The organism is Marinomonas fungiae, from assembly GCF_001418205.1.
Classification (GTDB): Bacteria; Pseudomonadota; Gammaproteobacteria; order Pseudomonadales; family Marinomonadaceae; genus Marinomonas; species Marinomonas fungiae.
Map to the genome: position 1 here is coordinate 150,154 of NZ_LIQF01000008.1, position 22,086 is coordinate 172,239.

23 protein-coding genes are annotated in these 22,086 nt (G+C 46.6%); 13 read left to right on the forward strand and 10 right to left on the reverse strand.

Annotated features, from left to right (window positions below; translation table 11 throughout):
- Nucleotides 1-41 precede the first annotated feature (41 nt).
- From rlmD to ASC49_RS13275, 9 genes are all read left to right on the forward strand, one after another.
- Nucleotides 42-1,352 carry a 23S rRNA (uracil(1939)-C(5))-methyltransferase RlmD gene (rlmD, locus tag ASC49_RS13235; RefSeq protein WP_055463723.1) on the forward strand — a complete coding sequence of 437 codons (1,311 nt, stop codon included), beginning with the start codon at nucleotides 42-44 and terminating at the stop codon, nucleotides 1,350-1,352.
- Between the two features lie 23 nt (nucleotides 1,353-1,375).
- Complete coding sequence (relA, locus tag ASC49_RS13240; RefSeq protein ID WP_055463724.1) at nucleotides 1,376-3,622, forward strand: GTP diphosphokinase; 2,247 nt, start codon at nucleotides 1,376-1,378, stop codon at nucleotides 3,620-3,622.
- Nucleotides 3,619-4,431 (forward strand): nucleoside triphosphate pyrophosphohydrolase, encoded by an 813-nt coding sequence (gene mazG / locus ASC49_RS13245; protein ID WP_055463725.1) that lies wholly within the window; start codon nucleotides 3,619-3,621, stop codon nucleotides 4,429-4,431. Before relA ends, mazG begins: the two co-directional genes overlap by 4 nt.
- Nucleotides 4,432-4,479: 48 nt before the next feature.
- Entirely contained in the window at nucleotides 4,480-7,110 is a 2,631-nt protein-coding gene (ppc, locus tag ASC49_RS13250; RefSeq protein ID WP_055463726.1) for a phosphoenolpyruvate carboxylase, read from the forward strand.
- Between the two features lie 226 nt (nucleotides 7,111-7,336).
- A complete protein-coding gene (gene adk / locus ASC49_RS13255; RefSeq protein WP_055463727.1) occupies nucleotides 7,337-7,993 on the forward strand; it encodes an adenylate kinase in 657 nt (218 codons plus the stop codon).
- A gap of 7 nt (nucleotides 7,994-8,000) precedes the next feature.
- Nucleotides 8,001-8,708 carry a tRNA (adenosine(37)-N6)-threonylcarbamoyltransferase complex dimerization subunit type 1 TsaB gene (tsaB, locus tag ASC49_RS13260; protein WP_055463728.1) on the forward strand — a complete coding sequence of 236 codons (708 nt, stop codon included), beginning with the start codon at nucleotides 8,001-8,003 and terminating at the stop codon, nucleotides 8,706-8,708.
- Between the two features lie 3 nt (nucleotides 8,709-8,711).
- A complete protein-coding gene (locus ASC49_RS13265) occupies nucleotides 8,712-9,521 on the forward strand; it encodes an undecaprenyl-diphosphate phosphatase (protein WP_055463729.1) in 810 nt (269 codons plus the stop codon).
- A 3-nt stretch (nucleotides 9,522-9,524) separates the two neighbouring features.
- Entirely contained in the window at nucleotides 9,525-9,815 is a 291-nt protein-coding gene (locus ASC49_RS13270) for a hypothetical protein (protein ID WP_055463730.1), read from the forward strand.
- A complete protein-coding gene (locus tag ASC49_RS13275) occupies nucleotides 9,802-10,605 on the forward strand; it encodes a class I SAM-dependent methyltransferase (RefSeq protein WP_055463731.1) in 804 nt (267 codons plus the stop codon). Before ASC49_RS13270 ends, ASC49_RS13275 begins: the two co-directional genes overlap by 14 nt.
- On the opposite strand, the gene ASC49_RS13280 is transcribed toward ASC49_RS13275, so the two are convergent.
- The gene (locus ASC49_RS13280; protein WP_055463732.1) at nucleotides 10,602-10,823 is read right to left on the reverse strand and encodes a SlyX family protein; all 222 of its coding nucleotides are present in this window, start codon (nucleotides 10,821-10,823) and stop codon (nucleotides 10,602-10,604) included. The two genes, ASC49_RS13275 and ASC49_RS13280, sit on opposite strands and share 4 nt — an antisense overlap.
- A 293-nt stretch (nucleotides 10,824-11,116) precedes the next feature.
- Between ASC49_RS13280 and ASC49_RS20200 the strand changes: the two genes are divergently transcribed.
- On the forward strand, nucleotides 11,117-11,554 hold the full coding sequence (locus ASC49_RS20200) for a cold-shock protein (RefSeq protein ID WP_055463733.1): 438 nt from the start codon (nucleotides 11,117-11,119) through the stop codon (nucleotides 11,552-11,554).
- A gap of 52 nt (nucleotides 11,555-11,606) precedes the next feature.
- Nucleotides 11,607-12,104 (forward strand): thiol peroxidase, encoded by a 498-nt coding sequence (gene tpx, locus ASC49_RS13290; protein WP_055463734.1) that lies wholly within the window; start codon nucleotides 11,607-11,609, stop codon nucleotides 12,102-12,104.
- Nucleotides 12,105-12,192: 88 nt separating this feature from the next.
- Here tpx and panD read toward each other — a convergent pair whose 3' ends face one another.
- From panD to dapE, 4 genes are read right to left on the reverse strand one after another with little or no spacing between them, the layout of a single operon-like run.
- Nucleotides 12,193-12,573 (reverse strand): aspartate 1-decarboxylase, encoded by a 381-nt coding sequence (gene panD / locus ASC49_RS13295; protein WP_055463735.1) that lies wholly within the window; start codon nucleotides 12,571-12,573, stop codon nucleotides 12,193-12,195.
- A gap of 47 nt (nucleotides 12,574-12,620) precedes the next feature.
- Complete coding sequence (locus ASC49_RS13300) at nucleotides 12,621-12,995, reverse strand: hypothetical protein (RefSeq protein ID WP_055463736.1); 375 nt, start codon at nucleotides 12,993-12,995, stop codon at nucleotides 12,621-12,623.
- Nucleotides 12,996-12,999: 4 nt separating this feature from the next.
- The gene (locus tag ASC49_RS13305) at nucleotides 13,000-13,275 is read right to left on the reverse strand and encodes a hypothetical protein (RefSeq protein WP_055463737.1); all 276 of its coding nucleotides are present in this window, start codon (nucleotides 13,273-13,275) and stop codon (nucleotides 13,000-13,002) included.
- Nucleotides 13,276-13,282: 7 nt separating this feature from the next.
- Nucleotides 13,283-14,422: a succinyl-diaminopimelate desuccinylase gene (gene dapE, locus ASC49_RS13310; RefSeq protein WP_055463738.1), complete on the reverse strand. Its 1,140-nt coding sequence runs from the start codon at nucleotides 14,420-14,422 to the stop codon at nucleotides 13,283-13,285.
- 70 nt (nucleotides 14,423-14,492) lie between these two features.
- Between dapE and ASC49_RS13315 the strand changes: the two genes are divergently transcribed.
- Entirely contained in the window at nucleotides 14,493-14,705 is a 213-nt protein-coding gene (locus tag ASC49_RS13315) for a hypothetical protein (RefSeq protein WP_055463739.1), read from the forward strand.
- Nucleotides 14,706-14,713: 8 nt separating this feature from the next.
- Here the strand turns inward: ASC49_RS13315 and ASC49_RS13320 are convergent, their stop codons facing one another.
- The 5 genes from ASC49_RS13320 to map all read right to left on the reverse strand — a co-directional run bounded on the left by ASC49_RS13320 (nucleotide 14,714) and on the right by map (nucleotide 21,007).
- Nucleotides 14,714-15,061 (reverse strand): ArsC family reductase, encoded by a 348-nt coding sequence (locus ASC49_RS13320; RefSeq protein ID WP_055463740.1) that lies wholly within the window; start codon nucleotides 15,059-15,061, stop codon nucleotides 14,714-14,716.
- An 88-nt stretch (nucleotides 15,062-15,149) separates the two neighbouring features.
- Entirely contained in the window at nucleotides 15,150-16,187 is a 1,038-nt protein-coding gene (dapD, locus tag ASC49_RS13325) for a 2,3,4,5-tetrahydropyridine-2,6-dicarboxylate N-succinyltransferase (protein WP_055463741.1), read from the reverse strand.
- 28 nt (nucleotides 16,188-16,215) lie between these two features.
- Nucleotides 16,216-17,409, reverse strand: a complete 1,194-nt coding sequence (gene dapC / locus ASC49_RS13330; protein WP_055463742.1) for a succinyldiaminopimelate transaminase — start codon at nucleotides 17,407-17,409, stop codon at nucleotides 16,216-16,218.
- 8 nt (nucleotides 17,410-17,417) lie between these two features.
- On the reverse strand, nucleotides 17,418-20,114 hold the full coding sequence (gene glnD, locus ASC49_RS13335) for a [protein-PII] uridylyltransferase (protein WP_055463743.1): 2,697 nt from the start codon (nucleotides 20,112-20,114) through the stop codon (nucleotides 17,418-17,420).
- Between the two features lie 35 nt (nucleotides 20,115-20,149).
- Entirely contained in the window at nucleotides 20,150-21,007 is an 858-nt protein-coding gene (gene map / locus ASC49_RS13340; RefSeq protein WP_082443840.1) for a type I methionyl aminopeptidase, read from the reverse strand.
- A 324-nt stretch (nucleotides 21,008-21,331) separates the two neighbouring features.
- Between map and rpsB the strand changes: the two genes are divergently transcribed.
- A complete protein-coding gene (gene rpsB / locus ASC49_RS13345) occupies nucleotides 21,332-22,066 on the forward strand; it encodes a 30S ribosomal protein S2 (RefSeq protein ID WP_055463744.1) in 735 nt (244 codons plus the stop codon).
- Nucleotides 22,067-22,086: the final 20 nt, after the last annotated feature.

Consider the following 22,086-nt stretch of genomic DNA (forward strand, 5'->3'; position numbering starts at 1 on the left):
AAGGTATCATCTGCAATTATTTATTTGTCAGAGACGTTGCCTTGAAACACCGATCAAATCGTCGAACTCGACCTTCTCAGGATAAGCCTATTTCCTCTCCTATCCGTACTTTTACCATCGAGAACACCACCCATGAAGGGCATGGAGTCGCTCGAGAAAACGGTAAAGTGACTTTCGTTGACGGCGCGCTCGCTGGAGAGAAGGTGGAAGCTCGCGTCATTAAGGAGGGGCGCCAATTTAACCAAGCCATCACGCTAAAGCGCTTACAGGACAGTCCTGTTCGAGTGGCTCCGCCTTGCCCTCATTTCGAGCAATGTGGCGGTTGTCAGCTACAGCATATGAGTGTGGCAGCACAGCGTGATTTGAAAGTTGATTGGCTTGCTGGGCAATTCCGTAGGTTAGCACTGCCCGATGAAATGAGTCGATTAGAGGGAAAGGATTTTGGTTATCGCCGTCGTGCTCGCATTTCGGTATTTGTAAAAAATAACCAAGCGCAAATTGGTTTTCGTGCGAAAGCGTCTAATACCATTATCGACATCGAGCAGTGCCAGGTATTAGAGCCAATGCTACAAAGCGTTTATCAGAGCTTACGTGCACAACTATTAGGTTCTAATTTGGTCGCTAAGCTTGGACACATCGAATTGTTATTCGATGATCAAGGCGTATGTGTCGTGTTGCGCCAGTCTCGTGAGCTGATCGAATTGGATAAACAGATGCTTAATCAATGGGCAGATGCGCAGCACGTAACCTTGCTATGGCAGGCTCCTGAGCAGAAAAAGGTTGCAATCGACGCTCCACGGCACTACACCATAGATAATTTTACAGTGAACTTTCACCCACAAGACTTTATCCAAGTAAATGCTGAAATCAATCGACTAATGGTTGATCAGGCGATGGCTTGGCTATCTCTTAGCAAAGAAGATGTGGTGTTGGATTTGTTTTGCGGTGCTGGCAACTTCTCTTTGCCGTTGGCGAAACAAGCAGGACGAGTGTTAGCTGTCGAAGCAATTGAGTCCATGGTGGAAATGGGGCAAAGTAACGCTGCACAGGCTCAATTGGATAATTTGGAGTTTTTGGCGGCAGACTTAACTCAGCCGCCGCCGAATCAATTAAAGAAGGCTAAAATTACCAAGGCATTGCTAGACCCTCCTAGGTCTGGTGCATTTGAATTTTTACCAACGTTGGTGCGCTTGAAACCGCAACAAATTTTGTATGTTTCTTGCAATGCATCCACCTTGGCGAGGGATGCCGAGTTCTTAGTTGAAAATGGATTTCGGGTGGTTAAAGTGTGCATGATGGATATGTTTCCGCACACTTCGCACGTTGAAACAATGATGTTATTGCAGAAATAAGTTGTTACCAGAAGGGTAGTTATATGGTTACGGTAAGAAAGGATCATCCGGTTTTAGCAGACGGTAGTGTCGACATCGATTCTTGGATGGCGCAATTTGCGGACAAAGTAGATGACGCAAGTCGTGTGCCCCTCAGAATGGCTTGCGAATTAGCGAGGCAGGCGGAAGCCGCATCCGGGAGATCCTCTTATTGGGGGCCGCAGGCCAGTACCTTTCGTGCCGGACTGGAAATGGTCGAAATCTTAGCCGGTTTTCGTGCAGACCAAGATTCTCTCATCGCAGCCGCTTTGTATCGTGTGGTGCGTGAAGACCAACTGGTATTGTCAAAAGTAAGTGACATGTTTGGTCGCAAAGTGGCCTCTTTAATTGAGGGTGTTATTCGAATGGGAGAGGTGTCAAAGAACCTCTCTAAAGACACGACGGCTGAGGTTCTTGGTAGCCATGAAAATCAGCTGGAGTCACTGCGCAAAATGCTGGTGTCGATCATTGACGATGTGCGAGTTGTCTTGATCAAACTGGCTGAGCGTGCCTGTGCTATCAAGGAAGCCAAGCATCAAAGTGATGCACGCAAAGAGTCGGTCGCTTTGGAAGTACAAAGCGTGTATGCCCCTTTAGCACATCGTTTGGGGATTGGTCATATCAAGTGGGAGCTTGAGGACTTATCGTTCCGCTATCTATATCCTGGGGAATACAAGCGCATTGCCAAACTGTTGGATGAAAAGCGTCTCGATCGCCAGCAATTTATTGAGGATGTGATCACTGTACTCAAAGAGCGTATGGAGGCCATCAACATTCATGCGGATGTGAATGGTCGAGCGAAACACATTTACAGTATTTGGCGCAAAATGCGCCGTAAAAATATTCCATTTGATGAAGTTTACGATGTGCGCGCAGTGCGGATTCTAGTGGATGAGCCGATGCAGTGCTATGGCGTCCTAGGCATTGTGCATAATCTATGGAAACCGATCCCGCAAGAGTTTGACGACTACATTAGTAACCCAAAATCAAATGGCTATCAGTCGTTGCATACTGCCGTTGTTGGTCCACAAGGGCGTGCATTGGAAATCCAAATTCGTACTCATAAAATGCACGAGGACGCAGAACTAGGTGTTTGCGCACATTGGAAGTACAAGGGCACAGACCTAAGCTCTAATAGCTCAAGTTATGAAGAGAAGCTGCAGTGGCTACGTACGATTTTGGATTTTCATGAAGTTCAAGGTGACTTGGAGTCTCTGAGCGAGCAAGTCATGAACGATATTGAGCAGGATCGTATCTACGTATTTACGCCAGATGGCCACGTCGTCGATTTACCTATCAATGCAACGCCTGTCGACTTTGCTTACCGTGTCCACACAGAAATCGGTCACCGTTGTCGTGGTGCTAAAGTCAATGGGCGAATTATCTCCTTGGTGACGCACCTTAAAACTGGTGACAAAGTGGAAATTCTAACCACCAAAGATGGTGGTCCCAGCCGTGATTGGTTGCATCCAACTCTGGGCTACGTCAATACCAACCGTGCCCGTGCGAAAATTCAAAGCTGGTTTAGACGCGAAGACCGTGAGAAAAACCTTGAAGCGGGTCGCAATGTACTTGATAAACAATTGAAACGCCTAGGGATAGAAGAGAACAAACTGGACTACGATGCCATCGCTGAGCGCTTTAATTTTAGCAGTGGTGAAGATGTGTATGTCTCACTTGGGGCTGGTGATATTCAGTTATCGAGAGTATTACGTGTCATTGACGATATTCACGGGCTGGATGGCGAGCCAGCGCCGCGCCCCATTCGTCTGAAGAAAAGCCGACATAAAACGTCTGATAATGACATTCATATTCAGGGCGTGGGCAAGTTATTGACGCAAATGGCAAAGTGCTGCTCACCTATTCCGGGTGATGATATCGTCGGTTACATCACCCAGGGTCGTGGCGTATCAATTCACCGTCAAGACTGCATCAATGCGGCGCAACTGCAATTAGAAGAGCCTGAACGTATGGTACAGGTAAGCTGGGGTGAGGAAGTTGATAATCTCTATCCGGTGAATGTTCGTGTGCAGGCTTATGACCGAACCGGGCTGCTCAATGATATTACCTCATTGTTAGCCAACGAAAAGGTTAACTTGCTATCGATGAACACGCTGTCGGCTAGAGAAGACCACACCGCTGCGATTCGTTTTACGATAGAAGTCAGTGAGATCAGTGCATTATCGCGTTTGTTGCATCGTATTAATCAATTGCCAAACGTTCTGGATGTATTCCGGGAGCGCGACAGTTGAAATACAGTCTAAATGACCTATTGGCGTTGATGACCATGTTGCGGGATAAGCAATATGGTTGTCCTTGGGATCAGAAGCAAAACTTCTCCACGATCGCTCCTTATACTATCGAAGAAGCTTATGAAGTGATGGATGCGATTGTTCGTGGTGACCGTAGTGATTTGAAAGATGAACTTGGTGATTTGCTTTTTCAGGTGGTGTTCCATGCGCAAATGGCCAGCGAAGAAAATGTGTTTAACTTCTCTGATGTCGTGCACACCATTGTAGAAAAAATGTTGCGTCGACATCCGCATGTGTTTCCTGATGGAAGTTTTGACAGCTATGCCAGTCCTAATCCACTTTCGGAACAAGAAATTGGCGAACAGTGGCAACAAATTAAAACGCAGGAAAAACAAGCTAAAGGAAAGCTAGAAGCAGGCCTCTTGGACGCAGTGCCAAGTAGTATGTCGGTACTAAGCCAAGCAGTAAAACTGCAAAAGCAAGCTGGCAAAGTCGGTTTTGATTGGCTGGATGTGAAGCCTGTTTTCGCCAAAATTCGGGAAGAATTAGACGAATTAGAAGAAGCCATTGAGCAGTTATCTCATACCGAGGCAGAGGCTGAGTTAGGAGATATTTTGTTTGCGGTGGCGAATTTAGCCAGGCATTTGTCGATTTCGCCGGAACAGGCATTGATGCAAACCAATGTGAAATTTCGAAGGCGCTTTGCGTACATTGAAAACGCCTTAACTGAGCAGCAAAAGCCCCTAACTGATTGCTCGTTGGATGAATTAGATCAGTTGTGGGAACAAGCTAAAGCCAACGGCTTATAAAGTCAGACTCGCATAGCGGGCTTATATAGAGAACTAAGGAGACGTATTGTGACCGATCGTCAAGCCTCGTTACGAGAAAACGTACGGTTGTTAGGGGATTGCTTGGGGGAAACCATGAGCAATCATTTGGGCGAACGCTTCCTTGAAACGGTTGAAAACATCCGCCGTTTATCAAAAGAAGGTCGTCAGAGCGGCGACTCAAGTGCCTTGATTGAAGCGTTAGAAGCGTTGGATGATCAAGATATAGTGTCGGTTGCTCGCGCGTTTAACCAGTTCCTAAACCTTTCTAACATCGCTGAACAGTACCATCGTGTACACCGTCGTCGTTCAAACGAAAGTAAGGGTATTTATAAAAACCCTATTGGTGATCTATTAGGGCGCCTAAAAGAACAAAACTTCACCACTGAGCAAATGGTTGATGCACTGCGTAATCAAGCGATTGACTTAGTGCTGACGGCACACCCAACAGAAGTGGTACGTCGTTCATTGATTCGTAAATACGACAATATTTCCAATGAGCTAGAGGCGTTAGACAAAGACAATATTCTGCCGCTTGAACATCAAAAGCATGTGCGTCGCTTGAACGAGATCATTACCCAAGCATGGCACACTGACGAAATCCGTGCCGAGCGCCCAACGCCAGTTGACGAAGCGAAATGGGGCTTTGCCGTGATTGAACAGTCACTATGGCAAGCCGTACCTCAGTTCTTCCGCCAGCTTGATAAACAATTCAAACAATACACTGGCGAAGAGCGTTTACCGCTCGATTTAGCGCCAATTCGGTTTGCTACGTGGATGGGCGGCGACCGTGACGGTAACCCGAACGTGACTCATAAAGTGACGGAAGAGGTCGTTATTTTAGCCCGTTGGATGGCTGCGGATCTGTACCTGAAAGATTTGGTTGAGCTGCGCTCAGAATTCTCCATGACCCAATGTAACGAAGCACTGCGTGAGCGTGTTGGTGATAGCCCTCAGCCTTACCGCGAAGTGATCCGCAACCTTGAACGTAACATTGAGAAAACCAAAACTTGGGCCAAAGCAAAGTTAGATGGCCAAGCTGTTAGTGATGCAGGCATCATGCTCGACAGCAAAGAGTTAATGGACGATTTGACGTTGTGTTACCAGTCGCTTTTAGACTGTGGCATGAAAGTGATTGCCAACGGTTCGGTGTTGGATTTGATTCGCCGCGTGGCAACTTTTGGAATGACTTTGGTGCGTCTAGACGTACGTCAAGATTCTTCGAAACACATTGAAGCTCTGTCAGCGATCACCCGTTTTTATGGTCTAGGTGATTACGCAGAATGGGATGAAGCATCTCGCCAAGCGTTTTTGCTAGCGGAATTGAATTCAAAACGTCCTTTGATTCCGAATCAATGGCAACCAGAGCCAATGGTTGCTGAGGTTTTGAGTACCTTTAAAACGATTGCAAATGGCTATCAAAACTCGTTTGGTTCCTATGTTATCTCTATGGCAAGTTCGCCATCGGATGTACTGGCAGTGGCTCTATTGCTAAAAGAGTCTGGCGTAAACTTCAACATGCGCATCGTGCCCTTGTTTGAAACCTTGGCAGACTTAGATAATGCCAAGCCGACCATTGAACAACTGTTCTCATTGCCTTGGTACAAGTCCTACATTAACGGGCACCAAGAAGTGATGATCGGCTACTCAGACTCGGCCAAAGATGCAGGTCAAATTGCAGCCACTTGGGGGCAATATCGTGCCCAAGAAGCCTTAACTAAATTATGTGATAAATACGGCGTGCACCTGACTTTGTTCCATGGGCGTGGGGGCACCGTCGGTCGCGGTGGCGGCCCTGCGCACGTCGCAATCTTGTCGCAACCGCCTGGTTCCGTACAAGGCTCTATCCGTGTTACGGAGCAGGGTGAAATGATCCGCTTTAAGTTTGGTATCCCTGACATCGCGGTACGCTCTCTTGAGCTTTATTGCTCAGCAGTATTGGAGTCGTCATTGATTCCGGCTGAAGGCCCGCAAGCTGATTGGCGTGCGTTGATGGATGAAATGGCCGAAGAGGGTATGAACCAATATCGCTCTATCGTTCGAGGTCACGAGGACTTTGTACCTTACTTCCGTACCATTACGCCTGAGCAAGAGTTGGCGAAGCTGCCACTGGGGTCACGCCCAGCACGTCGCCGATCAGACGGTGGGGTAGAGAGCTTACGCGCTATTCCATGGATTTTTGCTTGGATGCAGATTCGTATGATGTTGCCGGCTTGGTTGGGGTCAGAAAGTGCGCTTCAGCAAAGTATTGACTCAGGCAACCTTGAGAAATTGCGTGAGATGCATAAAAACTGGCCATTCTTTAGTGCTTATCTAGACATGCTAGACATGGTGTTAGCGAAGGCTGAGCCAGAAATTGCAGAATACTATGAAAAGCGTCTGGTGCCAGCTGAACTTAAGGGTTTGGGTCACTTACTGCGTCGCAAACTGGACCAAGTGCGCGAGCTCGTAAAAGAAATTAAGCAACAGGAACGCCTGATCGAAGACAATAAGACTATTCGTCAGTCTATCGATGTGCGTAATCCTTACATCGACCCATTACACTACTTGCAAGCTGAGTTGCTGCATCGCAGTCGTCTAGACGGTGAAAATGCAGCGGTTAATAAGGCTTTGATGATTACTATGGCGGGTATTGCTAGCGGGATGCAAAATACAGGCTAAACAAGGAACGAACGCCAGATATACCTGACATAGCCTGCTCAAATGTAACAAAACAACAAGTTTGTTTGCAAAGTTTGGGCAGGCTTCGGTATTCTAGCGGCCTCAAAAATTATAATTAGCGGGTGAAGCGATAAAAATTCGCTCTGTGTTGTGCACGTTTTAATCTATTTCTACGGGCGTGCTTCACTCGTATTGCCGTTTTTACGCAGACTATTGGAGATAAATTATGCGAGTTATTTTGTTAGGAGCGCCAGGCGCAGGTAAGGGCACTCAAGCTCAATTCATTACGGAAGAGTTTGGTATTCCACAAATTTCAACTGGCGACATGCTTCGTGCAGCGGTTAAAGCGGGCACAGAGCTTGGCTTAAAAGCAAAAGCTGTGATGGATGCAGGACAACTGGTTTCTGATGACATCATTATTGGTCTGGTAAAAGAGCGTCTTCAAGAAGCAGATTGTGCAAACGGCGCATTATTCGATGGTTTCCCACGCACGTTGCCACAAGCGGATGCATTGAAAGACGCGGGTGTTGCAATTGATTACGTTGTAGAAATCGATGTAGCTGACGAAGAAATCGTAAAACGTATGAGCGGTCGTCGTGTGCACGAAGCTTCAGGCCGTACTTACCATGTGATCTACAACCCACCTAAAGTCGAAGGCAAAGACGATGAAACTGGCGAAGAGCTAATTCAACGTGCCGACGATACTGAAGAGACAGTCCGTAAACGTCTAGCGATTTACCACGATCAGACAGCACCACTGATTGGTTACTACCAAGCTTGGCAACAAGAAGACGCAGCGACTGCACCTAAGTTCGTGAAAGTGAACGGTGTTGGCGATCTAAATGAAATCAAACAAGGCTTGCTAGCAGCGCTTAAGGCTTAATGTCGCAATGACCGCTATTCTTGCTTTGGATACTTCAACGCCAGCTTGTTCGGTGGCGTTGATTCAAGACGGTGTGGTGCTGGAAGATTTCCGCATTGCACCACGTCAGCATAACGATCTGATCTTACCGATGGTGGATCAGATTTTGTCCCAAGCTGGCTTAACGCTAGCGCAGTTGGATGCCATCGCTTTTGGTCGTGGTCCGGGGTCTTTTACTGGATTGCGCATCAGCGCAGGTGTGGTACAAGGTTTGGCCTACGGTGCTGATTTGCCTGTTGTGCCTATTTCAACTTTGGCAGCGATGGCTCTTGAAGCGCATCAAGCGACTTACCATGATGATTGGCTCGCTGCACTGGACGCCCGTATGGGAGAAATCTACGTCGGTGGTTATCATATTGCGAAACAAGACGAGTTTTGGGTTGCAACGGAAACCTATGCGGAGCGTGTGATTGTCCCGGATAACCTCACTCAAATAGAGCAGGCTTATCAAGGCGTTGGGTCTGGTTGGATCTATCAAGAGCGCCTTAATGACGTCTTGCCAGCGCCAGCGATACAGGTGCTGTCAGAGATTGCTCCTCGTGCAGCGTGTATTGCTCAGTTAGCCGCGTATGAGTTTTCCCTGAACAATGTGGTGAGTGCGGATCAGGCGTTGCCAGTGTATCTGCGTGATGAAATCACTTGGGAAAAGCAGCCTGCCCGAATAGGTAAGCGATAATTAATGTTGTGGTATCACATCGTTTTTTTGGCGCTGATCCAAGGTCTAACTGAATTTTTGCCCATCTCAAGCTCGGCTCATTTGATCCTGCCTTCACAAATAGTAAGTTGGCCGGATCAGGGCTTGGCTTTCGATGTGGCTGTTCATGTAGGGACCTTGATTGCCGTTGTTAGCTACTTCTGGCGTGATGTCTACTTCATTTTAAAAGATTGGAGTGCCTCTCTGCTTGGTGCTCGGGCGACATCAAACAGCCGTCTGGGCTGGTGGGTGATATTAGCTACGATACCTGCTGTGCTAGTGGGGTTGTGCTTCAATCATTTTATAGAGGCAAACTTTCGCTCAATCGAAGTGATTGCTTATAGCACTATTGGTTTTGGGGTCTTGCTTTGGGTGTCTGATCGCTTTTTTGCTCATGCTAAAGATATCCAACAATTAAGGCTGCCCAGCGTATTAGTGATTGGTGTTGCTCAGGCACTTGCCTTAATCCCAGGGACATCTCGTTCAGGCGTGACCATGACCGCTGCTCGCTTTATGGGATTTAGTCGTGATGCTGCAGCCCGTTTTTCATTTCTTTTATCAATCCCGATCATAGTGGCTGCAGGAAGCCTAAAGTCACTTGAGCTGCTTTCAGGCCAACATTTATTGGTGGTAGATTGGCATTCGATCATTTGGGGCGTTGTGCTTTCGGCATTAAGTGCTTATCTTTGTATTCATCTATTTTTAAAATGGTTGAGTCAAATTGGCTTTTTACCGTTTATGATATACAGATTGGCGCTGGGCGCGCTTTTGCTATGGTTGGTGAAGGTGAGTTAACGAATGAAGATTGGTGGTAGTTTTCCAGTTATTCCGCAAGGTGGATCTGATTACAGCAGCCGCTCAAAGGTGCCTGCGGTTACCAATCAAGATCGACAGCAAGGCTCTAGCATACCTTTACCCAGCACTGTGCAAAGTTTTGAACAAGCTTCCAGTGCTCAATCTGCGCGCTTTTTTAAAGTTGATGGTTTAAGTGCTTTGGCACAGCAAGCCATAGAAGCTTATCAGTCTACAGAATCTTTATCCCCAAATAACCCTCGTCATCAATTAATAGGTATCGATGTTTACGCCTAATTCTCTTGCGGTGGCTTACCGCAACTCTGACACTCATGTAGTTGAGTTGGCTGAGCGTTTAGCGCTGCCGAAATTTCGCTTAACAACAGAACTAAAGTTTGCCACTCAGTACGATTATCTTTTAATGCATCAAGATGATGCTTTAGTGATTGCGAAGACGGGGAAGGGGGCGCCTAAACCCGTCTGTGTTGAGCTGGCAAGTGGTGCAGCGGATCATCGACGTAAATTTGGTGGCGGAAAAGGGCAGGATATAGCTAAGGCCTGCGGCTTAAATAAACGCGCTGATTTAAGTGTTTACGATGCTACGGCAGGTCTTGGGCGTGATAGCTTTGTGCTGGCAAGTTTGGGCTGTGATGTTACTTTATTTGAGCGTGTTGGCTTTGTCCGCGAATTATTATTTGACGGTCTTGAGCGGGCGCGTATGGTAGCAGATATCGAAGATATTATGGCGCACATGACGCTTGCTAAAGGTACCATTTTTGATATTAGCGATGAAGAGTGTGTTGACGTAGTGTACTTAGACCCTATGTTTCCGCACAATGATAAGTCCTCTGCTGCAGTGAAAAAGGAAATGGCGTTTTTCCGTGATTTGGTGGGGCATGATGAGGATGCGGACGCATTATTGCCGCAAGCTATGGGCTTAGCTCGTTATCGTGTGGTAGTAAAACGTCCAAAAGGCGCCCCATATTTAGATAACCAAGAGCCGAGTTATCGACTTGATGGTAAATCGGGGCGCTTTGATGTGTATGTTAAGCGTTCTTTAGATCATGGCGCAGAGCCGTCTATTTAGTAATGTGGCGGTTTTTCAATAGCACTGTTGATGCCTGAATCTGAGTTTTGGTCTTGATCTTTCAATCGTTTTGCGAGCAACTTGATTTGTTCTTTAAGTAACAAGATATCTTGTTGTTGATAAGTTAATGCGCTGTTTAGCGCATCGATGGTTTCTTCTTGAAACTGGCTACGGATCTCCAGTTCGTCGATACGGTTTAATAGGTCTGAGGTATTCATAGATGGCTGCTATATGGTAGTCTTCAAGAGTGCTAAGTACTTAATTTCGCGTATCAATTAAACAGCGACTACACTACTTATGATGTTTAGCTGGCGCGATTTTTGCTGACATTATGTACGTTCTATTCAGTTCTTTAATAGTGGTTAGCGCTACTATTTTCAATGGTTGGACTTTTTCTTTTTGAACATTGATCTAACGGTTGGAAGTTTTGAGGCACACACTACTAAACTAATAGGCGTGTATATTGGGAACAAATAACAAGAAAATCTTTAAACATATTCAAGGAACTCCAATGTTTTTATCAGTACGTGCATTTTTAGTTAGTCTTATTTTTGCTTTGGTGACGCCTCTAATTATTGCTCCTTTAGTGCAAGTTGAAATTGGTGAGCACTACCTAGTCTACTTTGTTGTTACTTTGGTAACGGTTTATCTTGGTGCTGTATTATCGCGCTCAGATAGTGCTTCTATTGAGTCATCTTCTGCCGATTCAGATGATGCAGAAATCGAGGAAGAAAATGATGATCGTGAAGTTGGCACGGTTAAGTGGTTTAATTCTTCTAAAGGTTTTGGTTTCCTAACTATGGAGAACGGTGATGATGTGTTCGTACATTACCGTGCCATTCGTGGACGTGGCCGCCGCTTCTTAATTGAAGGTCAAAAAGTTCGTTTTACGGTAACGGAAGGCGAGAAGGGTAAGCAGGCGGAAAACGTCTCTATTGTCAAAGGTTAAAACAACGGGGGCGGAATCAAATTAAGCCCCCATATTATATTGAGAGGACATTATGGCTACAGTAACTTTGCAAGGTAATCCTATAGAGACCGTTGGTGAGCTACCACGAGTTGGTGTACACGCGCCTAATTTTGAATTGGTAAAAACGGATCTATCGACAACCTCTTTGTCAGATTACTCAGGCAAAAAGCTAGTACTTAATATTTTTCCATCGGTTGATACGGGTGTGTGTGCAGCGTCAGTTCGTAAGTTTAACGAGGCGTTGTCTAGCCTAGAAAATACAGTAGTGCTTTGCGTCTCAGCGGATTTGCCATTTGCTTTGGCGCGTTTCTGCGGTGCCGAAGGTCTTGAAAACGTAGTCACTGGTTCAAGTTTCCGTGCAAACTTTGGCAAAGACTACGGTGTTGAGTTTGTAACAGGTCCACTTACAGGCCTATTGTCTCGTTCTGTAGTTGTTATCAATGAGCAAGGCGAAGTTGTTTACACTGAGCAAGTGTCTGAAACAGCGGAAGAGCCTAACTACGATGCAGCCCTAGCAGCAACGAAATAAGCTTAGAGCTCGCTTTTGCGTGCTGCGTAAGCCCACAAAAAAAGGTCGCCTAGGCGACCTTTTTCTATCCAATTTCGAACGTCAAGTATCAGTCGATTTGAACTGGGATGGTGTTTGCCGTGCGCTCAACCGTGTTGTCTTTGTTGCAGTAGACCAGCTTTGGTTCGAAGTTATTGGCTTCGGCTTCATCCATTTGCGCGTACGCAGCGATGATCACGCGGTCACCGACTTGAACTTTACGAGCAGCCGCGCCGTTCATTGAGATGGTGCCAGAGCCAGCCTCTGCAAGGATAACATAGGTATGGAAGCGCTCACCGTTGTCGACATTGTAAATGTCGATTTTTTCGAATTCACGCAGGCCAGCAAGCTTCACTAGGTCGCTGTCGATCGCACATGAACCGTCATACCAAAGCTCGGCTTGAGTGACTGATGCCATGTGAAGTTTGCCTTTCAGCATAGTAATTTGCATAGTATTTCTCTTACATCTCGATGTTTAGCAAAGAGTTAGCATTAGTGTTAGCGCCAGATATAGGGGCCTTCGCCGTCAGCGTTGATACGCCACCAAAGATCGGGGTCTTCCTGCCCGTCTTCTTGCCACCCTTGATAATTACAACGAACTTCGCACTGTAACGCTTCGAACGCGCGCTTGGCGCATTCCCTGTCGCTGTCCCAAGGGGTTTGCTCAGCGTCAAACCAAATGGAAGTGAAGCGTTTTCCTGCCGCTTGTTCAAGAATGGTGACGGGGATGTCACGTCCGTTCCAATCTAAATGCAGTTTGGTGGCGATGTCGCTAGGTTTACGCATATCTAGAACAGAGAAGTCTTGCTCCAGCCAACTAATGATACGCTCCGTCGGACACGACAAGAGATAGATTTCGATATCGGGCTGCATCGGATTAATCCTTCTTATTTAACATGTGGTAGATACGCAATACGCTCATGGATAAATAGCCAATCAGCGACCAAATCACGCCAAGGGCTGCAATAACGAGCCCGATGAGAGCAATGATTTCACGCTGAATAGAGTCAATGACTAAGTTGTTTGCAACAAAAATCATGAGTACACCAAAGGCAAACAGAAGTCCGCCTTGAATCAGCTTCATCAAGGCCAGCCTTGGATTTTGGCCCAGTTTTAATGCCAGTTTATGAAGCAAAGAAAGTGGTTTACTCACAGCGCGCCTATTTTGCCATCAAGTTAGTCAAAATGCGCTGATAAATTAGGGAAAGTTGATTCAAACTTTCGGCATCAATGCATTCGTTAATTTGGTGAATCGTGGCATTGATTGGGCCTAATTCCACTACTTGTGTACCCATCTTAGCAATGAATCTGCCATCTGATGTGCCGCCAGATGTCGATAGCTCAGGTGTGATATTGACTGTGGTTTGCACTGCATCAACAATCGCATCTACGAGCTCACCCGGTTTTGTTAGGAAAGGTAAGCCGTTGTAGGTCCACTCGATATCGTATTGCAGCTCATGCTTATCCAAAATGTGCAGTACTTTTTCCTTCAGGTCATCAAATGTTAACTCAGAAGAGAAGCGGAAGTTAAACTGTGCATGCAGCTTGCCTGGTACCACGTTGGTTGCGCCAGTACCTGAGTTAAGGTTTGAAACTTGGAAGCTGGTTGGTGGGAAGAACTCGTTGCCGTTATCCCAATGGGTGCTGGCCAGTTCTGCTAGAGCAGGCGCAGCTAAGTGAATCGGGTTGATGGCCAAATGCGGGTAGGCCACGTGGCCTTGTTTGCCATATACAGTTAGGTCACCACTGAATGAACCACGGCGACCATTTTTAATGATATCGCCTAGAGTCTTGGTGCTGGAAGGCTCGCCAACGATACACCAGTCGATTTTTTCATTGCGCTCCATCAGTGTGTCGACTACACGAGTCGTGCCATCGACAAATGGCCCTTCTTCATCGCTGGTGATCAGAAATGAGATTTGCCCATTGTGATCAGGATGTTCTGCAACAAAATTTTCTACCGCGGTTACCATTGCCGCTAAACTGCCCTTCATGTCAGCTGCGCCTCGGCCAAACAAGACACCATCAATGATTTCAGGCTCAAATGGCGGTACTTTCCACTCGCTCTCAGGGCCTGCTGGGACGACATCAGTGTGTCCAGCAAAGCATAGATTAGGACCTTTGTTACCGCGTTTGGCATAGAAGTTTTTAACATGTCCAAATGGCATGCGTTCGATCTCAAACCCTATTTTTTCCAAGCGTTCGATCATCAGGTCTTGGCAACCTTCGTCCTCAGGCGTGACAGATGGGCGGGAAATAAGGTCTAGAGCCAGTGCTAGAGTGGGCGTAAGTTGCGTCATTCTTTACCTTTGCGTTGTGTTTGGTTACCTTAACTTTTGTCGAGCAGACTTCTCTTTAATAGGTGACATAATGAAATTAGGCTTACTTAGCATAGCGGCTATTTTACTCTCTGGATGTACGATACTAGGTGGCTCGAAGTCGCAAATACAAGAAGCTTACTATGTTCCTGTTATTACGCCAGATCGCCCTGCTAATAGCGCTCCTAAAGTGCATGTTGTCCATCGATCAGATGAGCCTAATAGTGCTGATAAGATGTATTATGTTCCAGTTATTGCTGAGTAGTTTGATGATTACTGCTGAAAAATAGCTTGGTACTGTTCTGGTTTGAAGCCAAGTGTAAGGGATTGCTGGTGATCCAACAATGGGCGCTTAATCATTGCAGGCTGCTCTAGCAATACTTCAACGGCGGTTTCATTGTTCATGGCGGCTTGGATCTCGGGTTCAAGCTTACGCCATGTTGTGCCGCGTTTGTTGACAACTGCTTCCCAGCCTAATTGTTCTATCCAACTTGCCAATAGGTCTCGCTCTAGGCCGTCTTTGCGGTAATCATGGAAGGCATATTCTACGTTGTTTTCTTCTAGCCAGCGAAACGCCTTTTTCATGGTGTCGCAGTTCTTGATGCCGTAAATAGTTGTCACCGTGTTTTCCTATTTTCTAGTCGAGCTATCTTGTAGTCGAAAAAATGCCGAAGCCCCAAAGGGGATTCGGCATTGTCATAGCTACTGGTTAGTTGTGCGCGTGCAGCGCTTCGTTCAGAGCGATCGCCGTTTTGTTGGTCTTACATTCAATCGCACCGGTTTCAGAGTTGCGACGGAATAGAAGGTCTGACTGGCCAGACAAATCGCGCGCTTTCACAACAGAAACCACGTCGTTGTTTTCGTCCAATACGGCTACTTTAGAGCCTGCTGTGATGTATAGACCAGACTCTACCGTACAACGATCACCAAGACCGATACCGATACCAGCGTTGGCACCGATTAGACACTCTTCGCCGACAGCAATAACGATGTTACCACCACCAGAAAGTGTACCCATAGTCGAACAGCCACCGCCTAGGTCTGATGCGTTACCCACTACCACACCGGCAGAGATACGACCTTCCACCATGCTCGTACCTAGGGTACCAGCGTTGAAGTTGACGAAACCTTCGTGCATTACAGTGGTTCCTTCCGCTAGGTGGGCACCTAGACGGATACGCGCTGCATCACCGATACGTACGCCGGTTGGTACCACGAAGTTCACCATTTTAGGGAACTTATCCACGCTGAAGACTTCGATAGTGCGGCCTTGCATGCGTGCGTCTAGCTGACGGTCAGCCAGTTCACGAACATCGATTGGGCCTTCGCTCGTCCAAGCCGTATTGACTAGTAGACCAAACATGCCGTCTAGTTTGGTGCCATGTGGCTTCACTTGACGGTGCGAGATCAATTGCAGTTTCAAGTACACTTCTGCTGGGTTTGCTGGCGCTTCGTCGCTTTCTAGTACGCACAGTACCACTGGCTGAGAAGACGCTTTAAGACGTGATGCACGCTCACCTAGTTCAATGTGGCCTGCTTTTAGTAGCGCAAGGTGTAGGCGGTTTAGATCGCTTTCGTCCAACACAAGTGTTGCGTTGCCGCCTTCGTAGTTCGTGCTTTCCATTACCGCATCAATGATGCTTTTTTCTGGAGAAACGATTGGTGAAGGGTAGAAAACTTCTAACCAAGTACCTTCAGCGTTTTTTGTGCCAATGCCTAGGCCAATTGCAAAAGTAGAGTCGCTCATTAGAGTAAGTGCTCCTGAAAATTTAATGTTAAAGGTTTTGGTGTTTTTTCATAAAACGGGCAATGCGTTGAGCGGCCTCAACACATTCAGATTCTTCTGCGACAAGCGCCATGCGCACATGGTTTTGTCCAGGATTATGGTCGTTTACTTCACGACCTAGGTAGCTGCCAGGAAGAACTAAAACCGATTCTTCTTGGTACAGCTTGATACAGAATTCTTCATCGTTCATTGGCAGTTTCGGCCATAGGTAGAAACCAGCCTCTGGTTTTTCAACTGTCATCACTGGGGATAGGATTTCTAGCACTTGATCAAACTTACGACCGTAGATTTCGCGGTTATTGGCGACGTGCTCTTCATCGTTCCAAGCGGTGATTGATGCTAGTTGATGGTGCAACGGCATAGCACAGCCATGATAAGTACGGTACTGCAAAAATGGGGTTAGCAGTTTAGCATCACCAGCAACAAAACCTGAGCGCAGACCAGGTAGGTTGGAGCGCTTTGACAGGGATTGGAAAATCAAACAGTGATCGTAGTCGTCATTGCCTAGTTGCACACACGCGTCCAAGAGGCCTAGTGGCTTCTCTTCAAAGTAAATCTCGGAGTAGCACTCATCGGCAATGATGGCGAAGTCATACTGCTTGGCTTTCTCTAACAAAAAACGATATTCGTCTAGTGTGGTGACGGAGCCAGCCGGATTGTTTGGCGAACAGACAAACAGCATTTCACAGCGCTTCCATACCTCTTCAGGTACGGCTTGGTAATCAATTTTGTATTGGTTGTTGGCATCACACGGTAGGTAATGCAACTCAGCACCAGCCAGAATACCGGCGCCTTCATAGATCTGGTAGAACGGATTTGGGCTTACGACAAGTGGGTTCGACTTTTCGCCGACCAATGCCTGGGTGATGGCAAATAATGCTTCGCGGGTGCCAGTCACAGGCAAAATCTGTGTCTCTGCGCTCAGTGATTTGAGGTTAAAGCGCTTTACAGCCCAGTCGGAAATGGCTTCACGTAGGCTACTTTCCCCTTTCGTCAAAGGGTATTTTGACACGCCATCCAAAGCGTTTTTTAGTGTTTCCAGAACGATGCTTGGAGCATCGTGTTGCGGTTCGCCGATGGTCAGTTTTATAAGTGGTAAATCCGCATTTGGTGTCACTGACGCCAAAAGATCAGCCAACTTTTGGAATGGGTAAGGGTGTAAGGAATGAATCAGAGGGTTCATGTGGTTATTTATTCCATAGCTTGTGAAAAGCGATCAATACTGTGTTTTAGAGCGTCGCAGATATGTTCCATTCGGTCACTGTCAGTAATGAGGTCGCCATTTGCCTCAGTGATGTAGAAGGTGTCTTCTACACGTTCGCCTAGTGTAGCGATTTTTGCTTTATGAAGCATGATATTGTGCTCCATAAAAAACTGGCCAATTAATGCTAGCAAACCAGGGCGGTCTGGAGCGGTGACTTCCAGTGCAGACCAAACTTCTTCTGGCTGGCTGACGAAGTGAACGGTTGATGGCGCGTTAAAAATCTTAAGGTGTCGCGGCGTGAATCGCTTTACGACACTCTCATACAAAGAAGGGGAATCTAGCTGCTCTATAAGGGTCTTTTTCACCAATTCAATGCGCTCGCGATCTAAGTGCAGCGTGGTGTCGCAATTTTCGCCGCTCTCCATTACTACAAAGGTATCCAAACTATAGTGGTTGGAAGTGTTATTGATCTTGGCATCCAGAATGGTTAAACCCATTTGTTCAAACAGTGCAGCGGTTACTGCAAACAGATGGCTTGCGATGGGTGTATAAATAAAGACTTTACTTGCGCCTGAAAAGTTACGTCCACCAAGAGGACTGATGGCAACCAAGGGCTTGGTGCTTGGGCGATGATTTAGAATGGCTTCAGTGTTCCAAGCAATTTCTTCTCCGCTGGAGCGAATAAAGTATTCGTCTTCGATTTCTGACCAAATGTTTTCCGCTTCAATAATGTCAGCATTGCGTTCAATTAGAATCTCGAGAGCGCGCTGTTTGTGTTCATCGCTTTGCATGTCTGCATCAATAGGGAAGTCCAAACCGCGGCGAAGTGCGCGCTTGGTCTCAAGGTACAGCTGGCGCATTAACGAAGCGCGCCAGCTATTCCACATGCTTGGGTTGGTAGCATTGATGTCAGCAACAGTCAGTAGGAACAAGTAATCTAAGTGCTCTTGGTCTCTGACAATGCTGGCAAATTCCCAAATCACTTCAGGGTCAGAGATGTCTTTGCGTTGCGCGGTAACAGACATTAATAAATGGTGGCGCACCAGCCATTCGATTAAATCCGTTTCGTGTTTATTGAGACCGTGGCGTTCACAGAATAGTCGAGCATCAACACAACCAAGCTCTGAGTGATCTCCGCCTCGACCTTTGGCTATGTCGTGATAGAGACCGGCAATGTAAATTAGCTCAACTTTAGCGATGTGGCGAATAGCTTGAGACGAAATAGGAAACAGCGAACGACTTTCTGGCAATAGGAAGCGACGCAGGTTTTCAACCAGCTGAAGTGTGTGCGCATCGACAGTGTAAATATGGAATAGATCGTGCTGCATCTGACCAATGATGGCGCCAAACTCTGGCAAATAACGACCGAGTAAACCAATGTGCTTCATTGAACGCAAAATGGTCGTCATCCGATAACGGCTAGCGATGATATCGAGAAATAAATTGGTGTTGACTGGATTATTTCGGTAGGTCTCATCGACCAGCTCTAAGTTGTCGCGCAGGGCGCGCATGGTATTAGCACGAATGCCTTTGAACTCACTGCGATCCCCCATGATCTTGTAGATTTCGAGCATTGCTGAAGGGGACTCTGAGAAAACCTCTGGATGGCGAATCTCAAGCTGGCCATTGTTGATCTGAAAGCGCTCGTTGATGACTTCAATGTCTGGATTTTCGTCAATATGGAGGAAGGATTCTTCAAAGTGCTGCAGTAATAGATCATTTAGCTGCTGGATTGCCGCTACGCTTTGATAGTAGCCTTGCATAAAACGCTCAACATTGCGTTTCAGGTCTTCGTCATCGAAGCCAAACTCTTTAGCCAGAGTGCGTTGATGGTCAAACAGTAAGCGATCTTCTTTACGACCGACAATGGTGTGTAGGGCCCAGCGAATACGCCAAAGGTGTGAAACGGCACCTTTGATTTGCATGTACTCGTCTTCAGATAAAAACTGTTTCTCGATTAAAGCGCTGAGACGGTGGGTGTGGAGGTGGCGTTTAGCCACCCAGTCGATGACTTGCATGTCGCGCAGACCACCAGGGCACTCTTTCAAGTTGGGCTCTAGGTTGTAAGCCGTATTTTGATACTTTGCGTGACGTTGTTGCTGCTCTAATAGTTTTGCACGGTAAAACGTATGACCATCCCACATATGGCTAACATCAATTTTTAGCTTGAGGTTAGCGAGCAAATCTGAGTTGCCGTACAGAGTGCGAGACTCAATGAGGTTGGTAATAACGGTGATGTCAACTTCGGCTAACGCGGCGCAGTCACTAATGGTGCGTACCGCATGGCCAACATCGAGCTTTAGGTCCCATAAAAAGGTAATAAACGCTTCGATTTTTTCGGCATTTGGCTCGCAGCCATCTTTTAATAGAATTAGCAGATCAATGTCTGACTTTGGGTGTAACTCACTGCGTCCATAGCCGCCGACGGCAACCATCGCGGTATCATTTTCTTCATGTAGACCAGCGCGAATCCAAGCGGCATGCATGACTTCGTCATACAATCCAGAGAGACCTTTTACGAGCTTTTCAATCGGGTACAAATCATGGAATAAGTCATTATACGCCCTTGTTTTTTCGCTCAACATCTCGCGGAAACGTTTGGCACCAGTGCTAGGTGATGCCAATTCAACCTTTTCCGCTTGGCTAAACAAAGGTGGAGCATCAGGAAATGCAGGGAAATCCATATAAGGCCTCTTTGGTTGTACGGCAGGGCAACAAATTAGAGAGTAATGGTATCGTCTGGACGCAAAGTTAAAATCTCAACGCCGTCAGCAGTCACTAATAATGTGTGCTCATACTGTGCCGATAGGCGGCCATCTTTGGTTTTCGCAATCCAGTTGTCGGGACCTGTATGCTTGACCTGTTTTTTACCCGCATTGATCATGGGCTCAATTGTAAAAGTCATGCCTTCTTCTAAAATCACACCAGTGCCAGGGCGTCCGTAGTGGGCCACTTGTGGCTCGCCATGGAAGGTTGTGCCAATGCCATGGCCACAGTACTCCTCGACCACTGAGTAGTGGTTTTTATGTGCAAAATCAGCAATCGCGGCACCGATATCACCTAGGCGAACACCTGGTTTTACCATTTTGATGGCAAGGTATAGGCTTTCTTGAGTGATGGCACACAGACGTTCTACGTGCGCAGGAACTTGGCCAACACAGAACATCTTGCTTGTATCGCCATAGTAGCCATCTTTAATGATAGTAATATCAATATTAACGACATCGCCTTTCTTGAGCGCTTTGTCATTTGGGATGCCGTGACAGATGACGTCATTTACAGAGGTGCAGCACGATTTCGGAAAGCCGTGATAGTTAAGTGGGGCAGGGATGGCGCCTTGCTCGTTAACAATGTAGTTGTGCACGATGATGTCTAGTTCATCTGTGGTGACACCAGGAACCACATATGGCTCAAGCATAGTCAGTACTTCACCGGCTAATTTGCCTGCAACACGCATGCCTTCAATATCGCCAACATCAGTAAAACGCGTTGCGCTAGGGCGTGGAGTCCAGCTTGGGACCTCCGCACGGCCATCCTTAGTTAGTTCTTTTACTTTTTGCAGAATTTCGTTGCTCATAATAAAACTGTCTTAAAACTTCACTAGTCTGAGAATTCAAATATTCTACATGACTTATTGATATTAATCGTCCCGAGATAAGAAAAAAACTTGAAGATTGGGCGCTTGTAAAGGGAATAACTGCTTTTGTAAGTGTGTCATTTGTGGTATAAAACGCCGGCTTATTTTTGATGACAAAATTAAGCTGTACACTAAACAATCTAACGACCTTGTTGCCTAGTTAAAAATAGACGCTCTGGGGTGCCTGAAATTGCTTTAAATTTCAAAAGGCTGAGCGGCTAGGGCTAACAAGTTAACGTAACCCAAAATTTGAAGGATAGTAAAATGCCTACAGTTTCTATGCGCGACCTACTACAGGTTGGTTCACACTTCGGTCACCAAACTCGTTACTGGAACCCAAAAATGAAGCCATTCATTTTCGGCGCTCGTAACAAGATTCATATCATCAACCTTGAGCACACTGTGCCAGCTATGAACGAAGCTCTAGAGCTAGTTAAGAAAATGGCTGAGAACAAAAACAAAGTTTTGTTCGTAGGTACTAAACGTGCTGCATCTAAATCAGTTGCTGAACAAGCTTCACGCGCTGGTATGCCATACGTTAACCACCGTTGGTTAGGTGGTATGTTGACTAACTACAAAACAATCCGTACGTCTATCAAGCGTCTACGTGATCTAGAAGGTCAACAAGCTGACGGTACTTTCGAAAAGCTAACTAAGAAAGAAGCGCTAATGCGTACTCGTGAACTTGAGAAACTAGAGCGCTCTCTAGGCGGTATCAAGGATATGGGTGGTCTTCCTGACGTTCTTTTCGTAATCGACGTTGATCACGAGCGTATCGCAATCAAAGAAGCTAATAAGCTAGGTATCCCTGTTATTGGTATCGTTGATACTAACAGTGATCCAGATGGTGTTGATTACGTAATTCCTGCAAACGACGACGCAATCCGCGCAGTTCAGTTGTACGTTTCTGCATTTGCTGACGCATCTCTAGAAGGTCGTGCGGCAGCTGCTGGTAGCGCTGACGAGTTTGTTGAAGTAAACGAAGCTTCTGAAGCGTAATTTACGGCTCTCACGGGTCT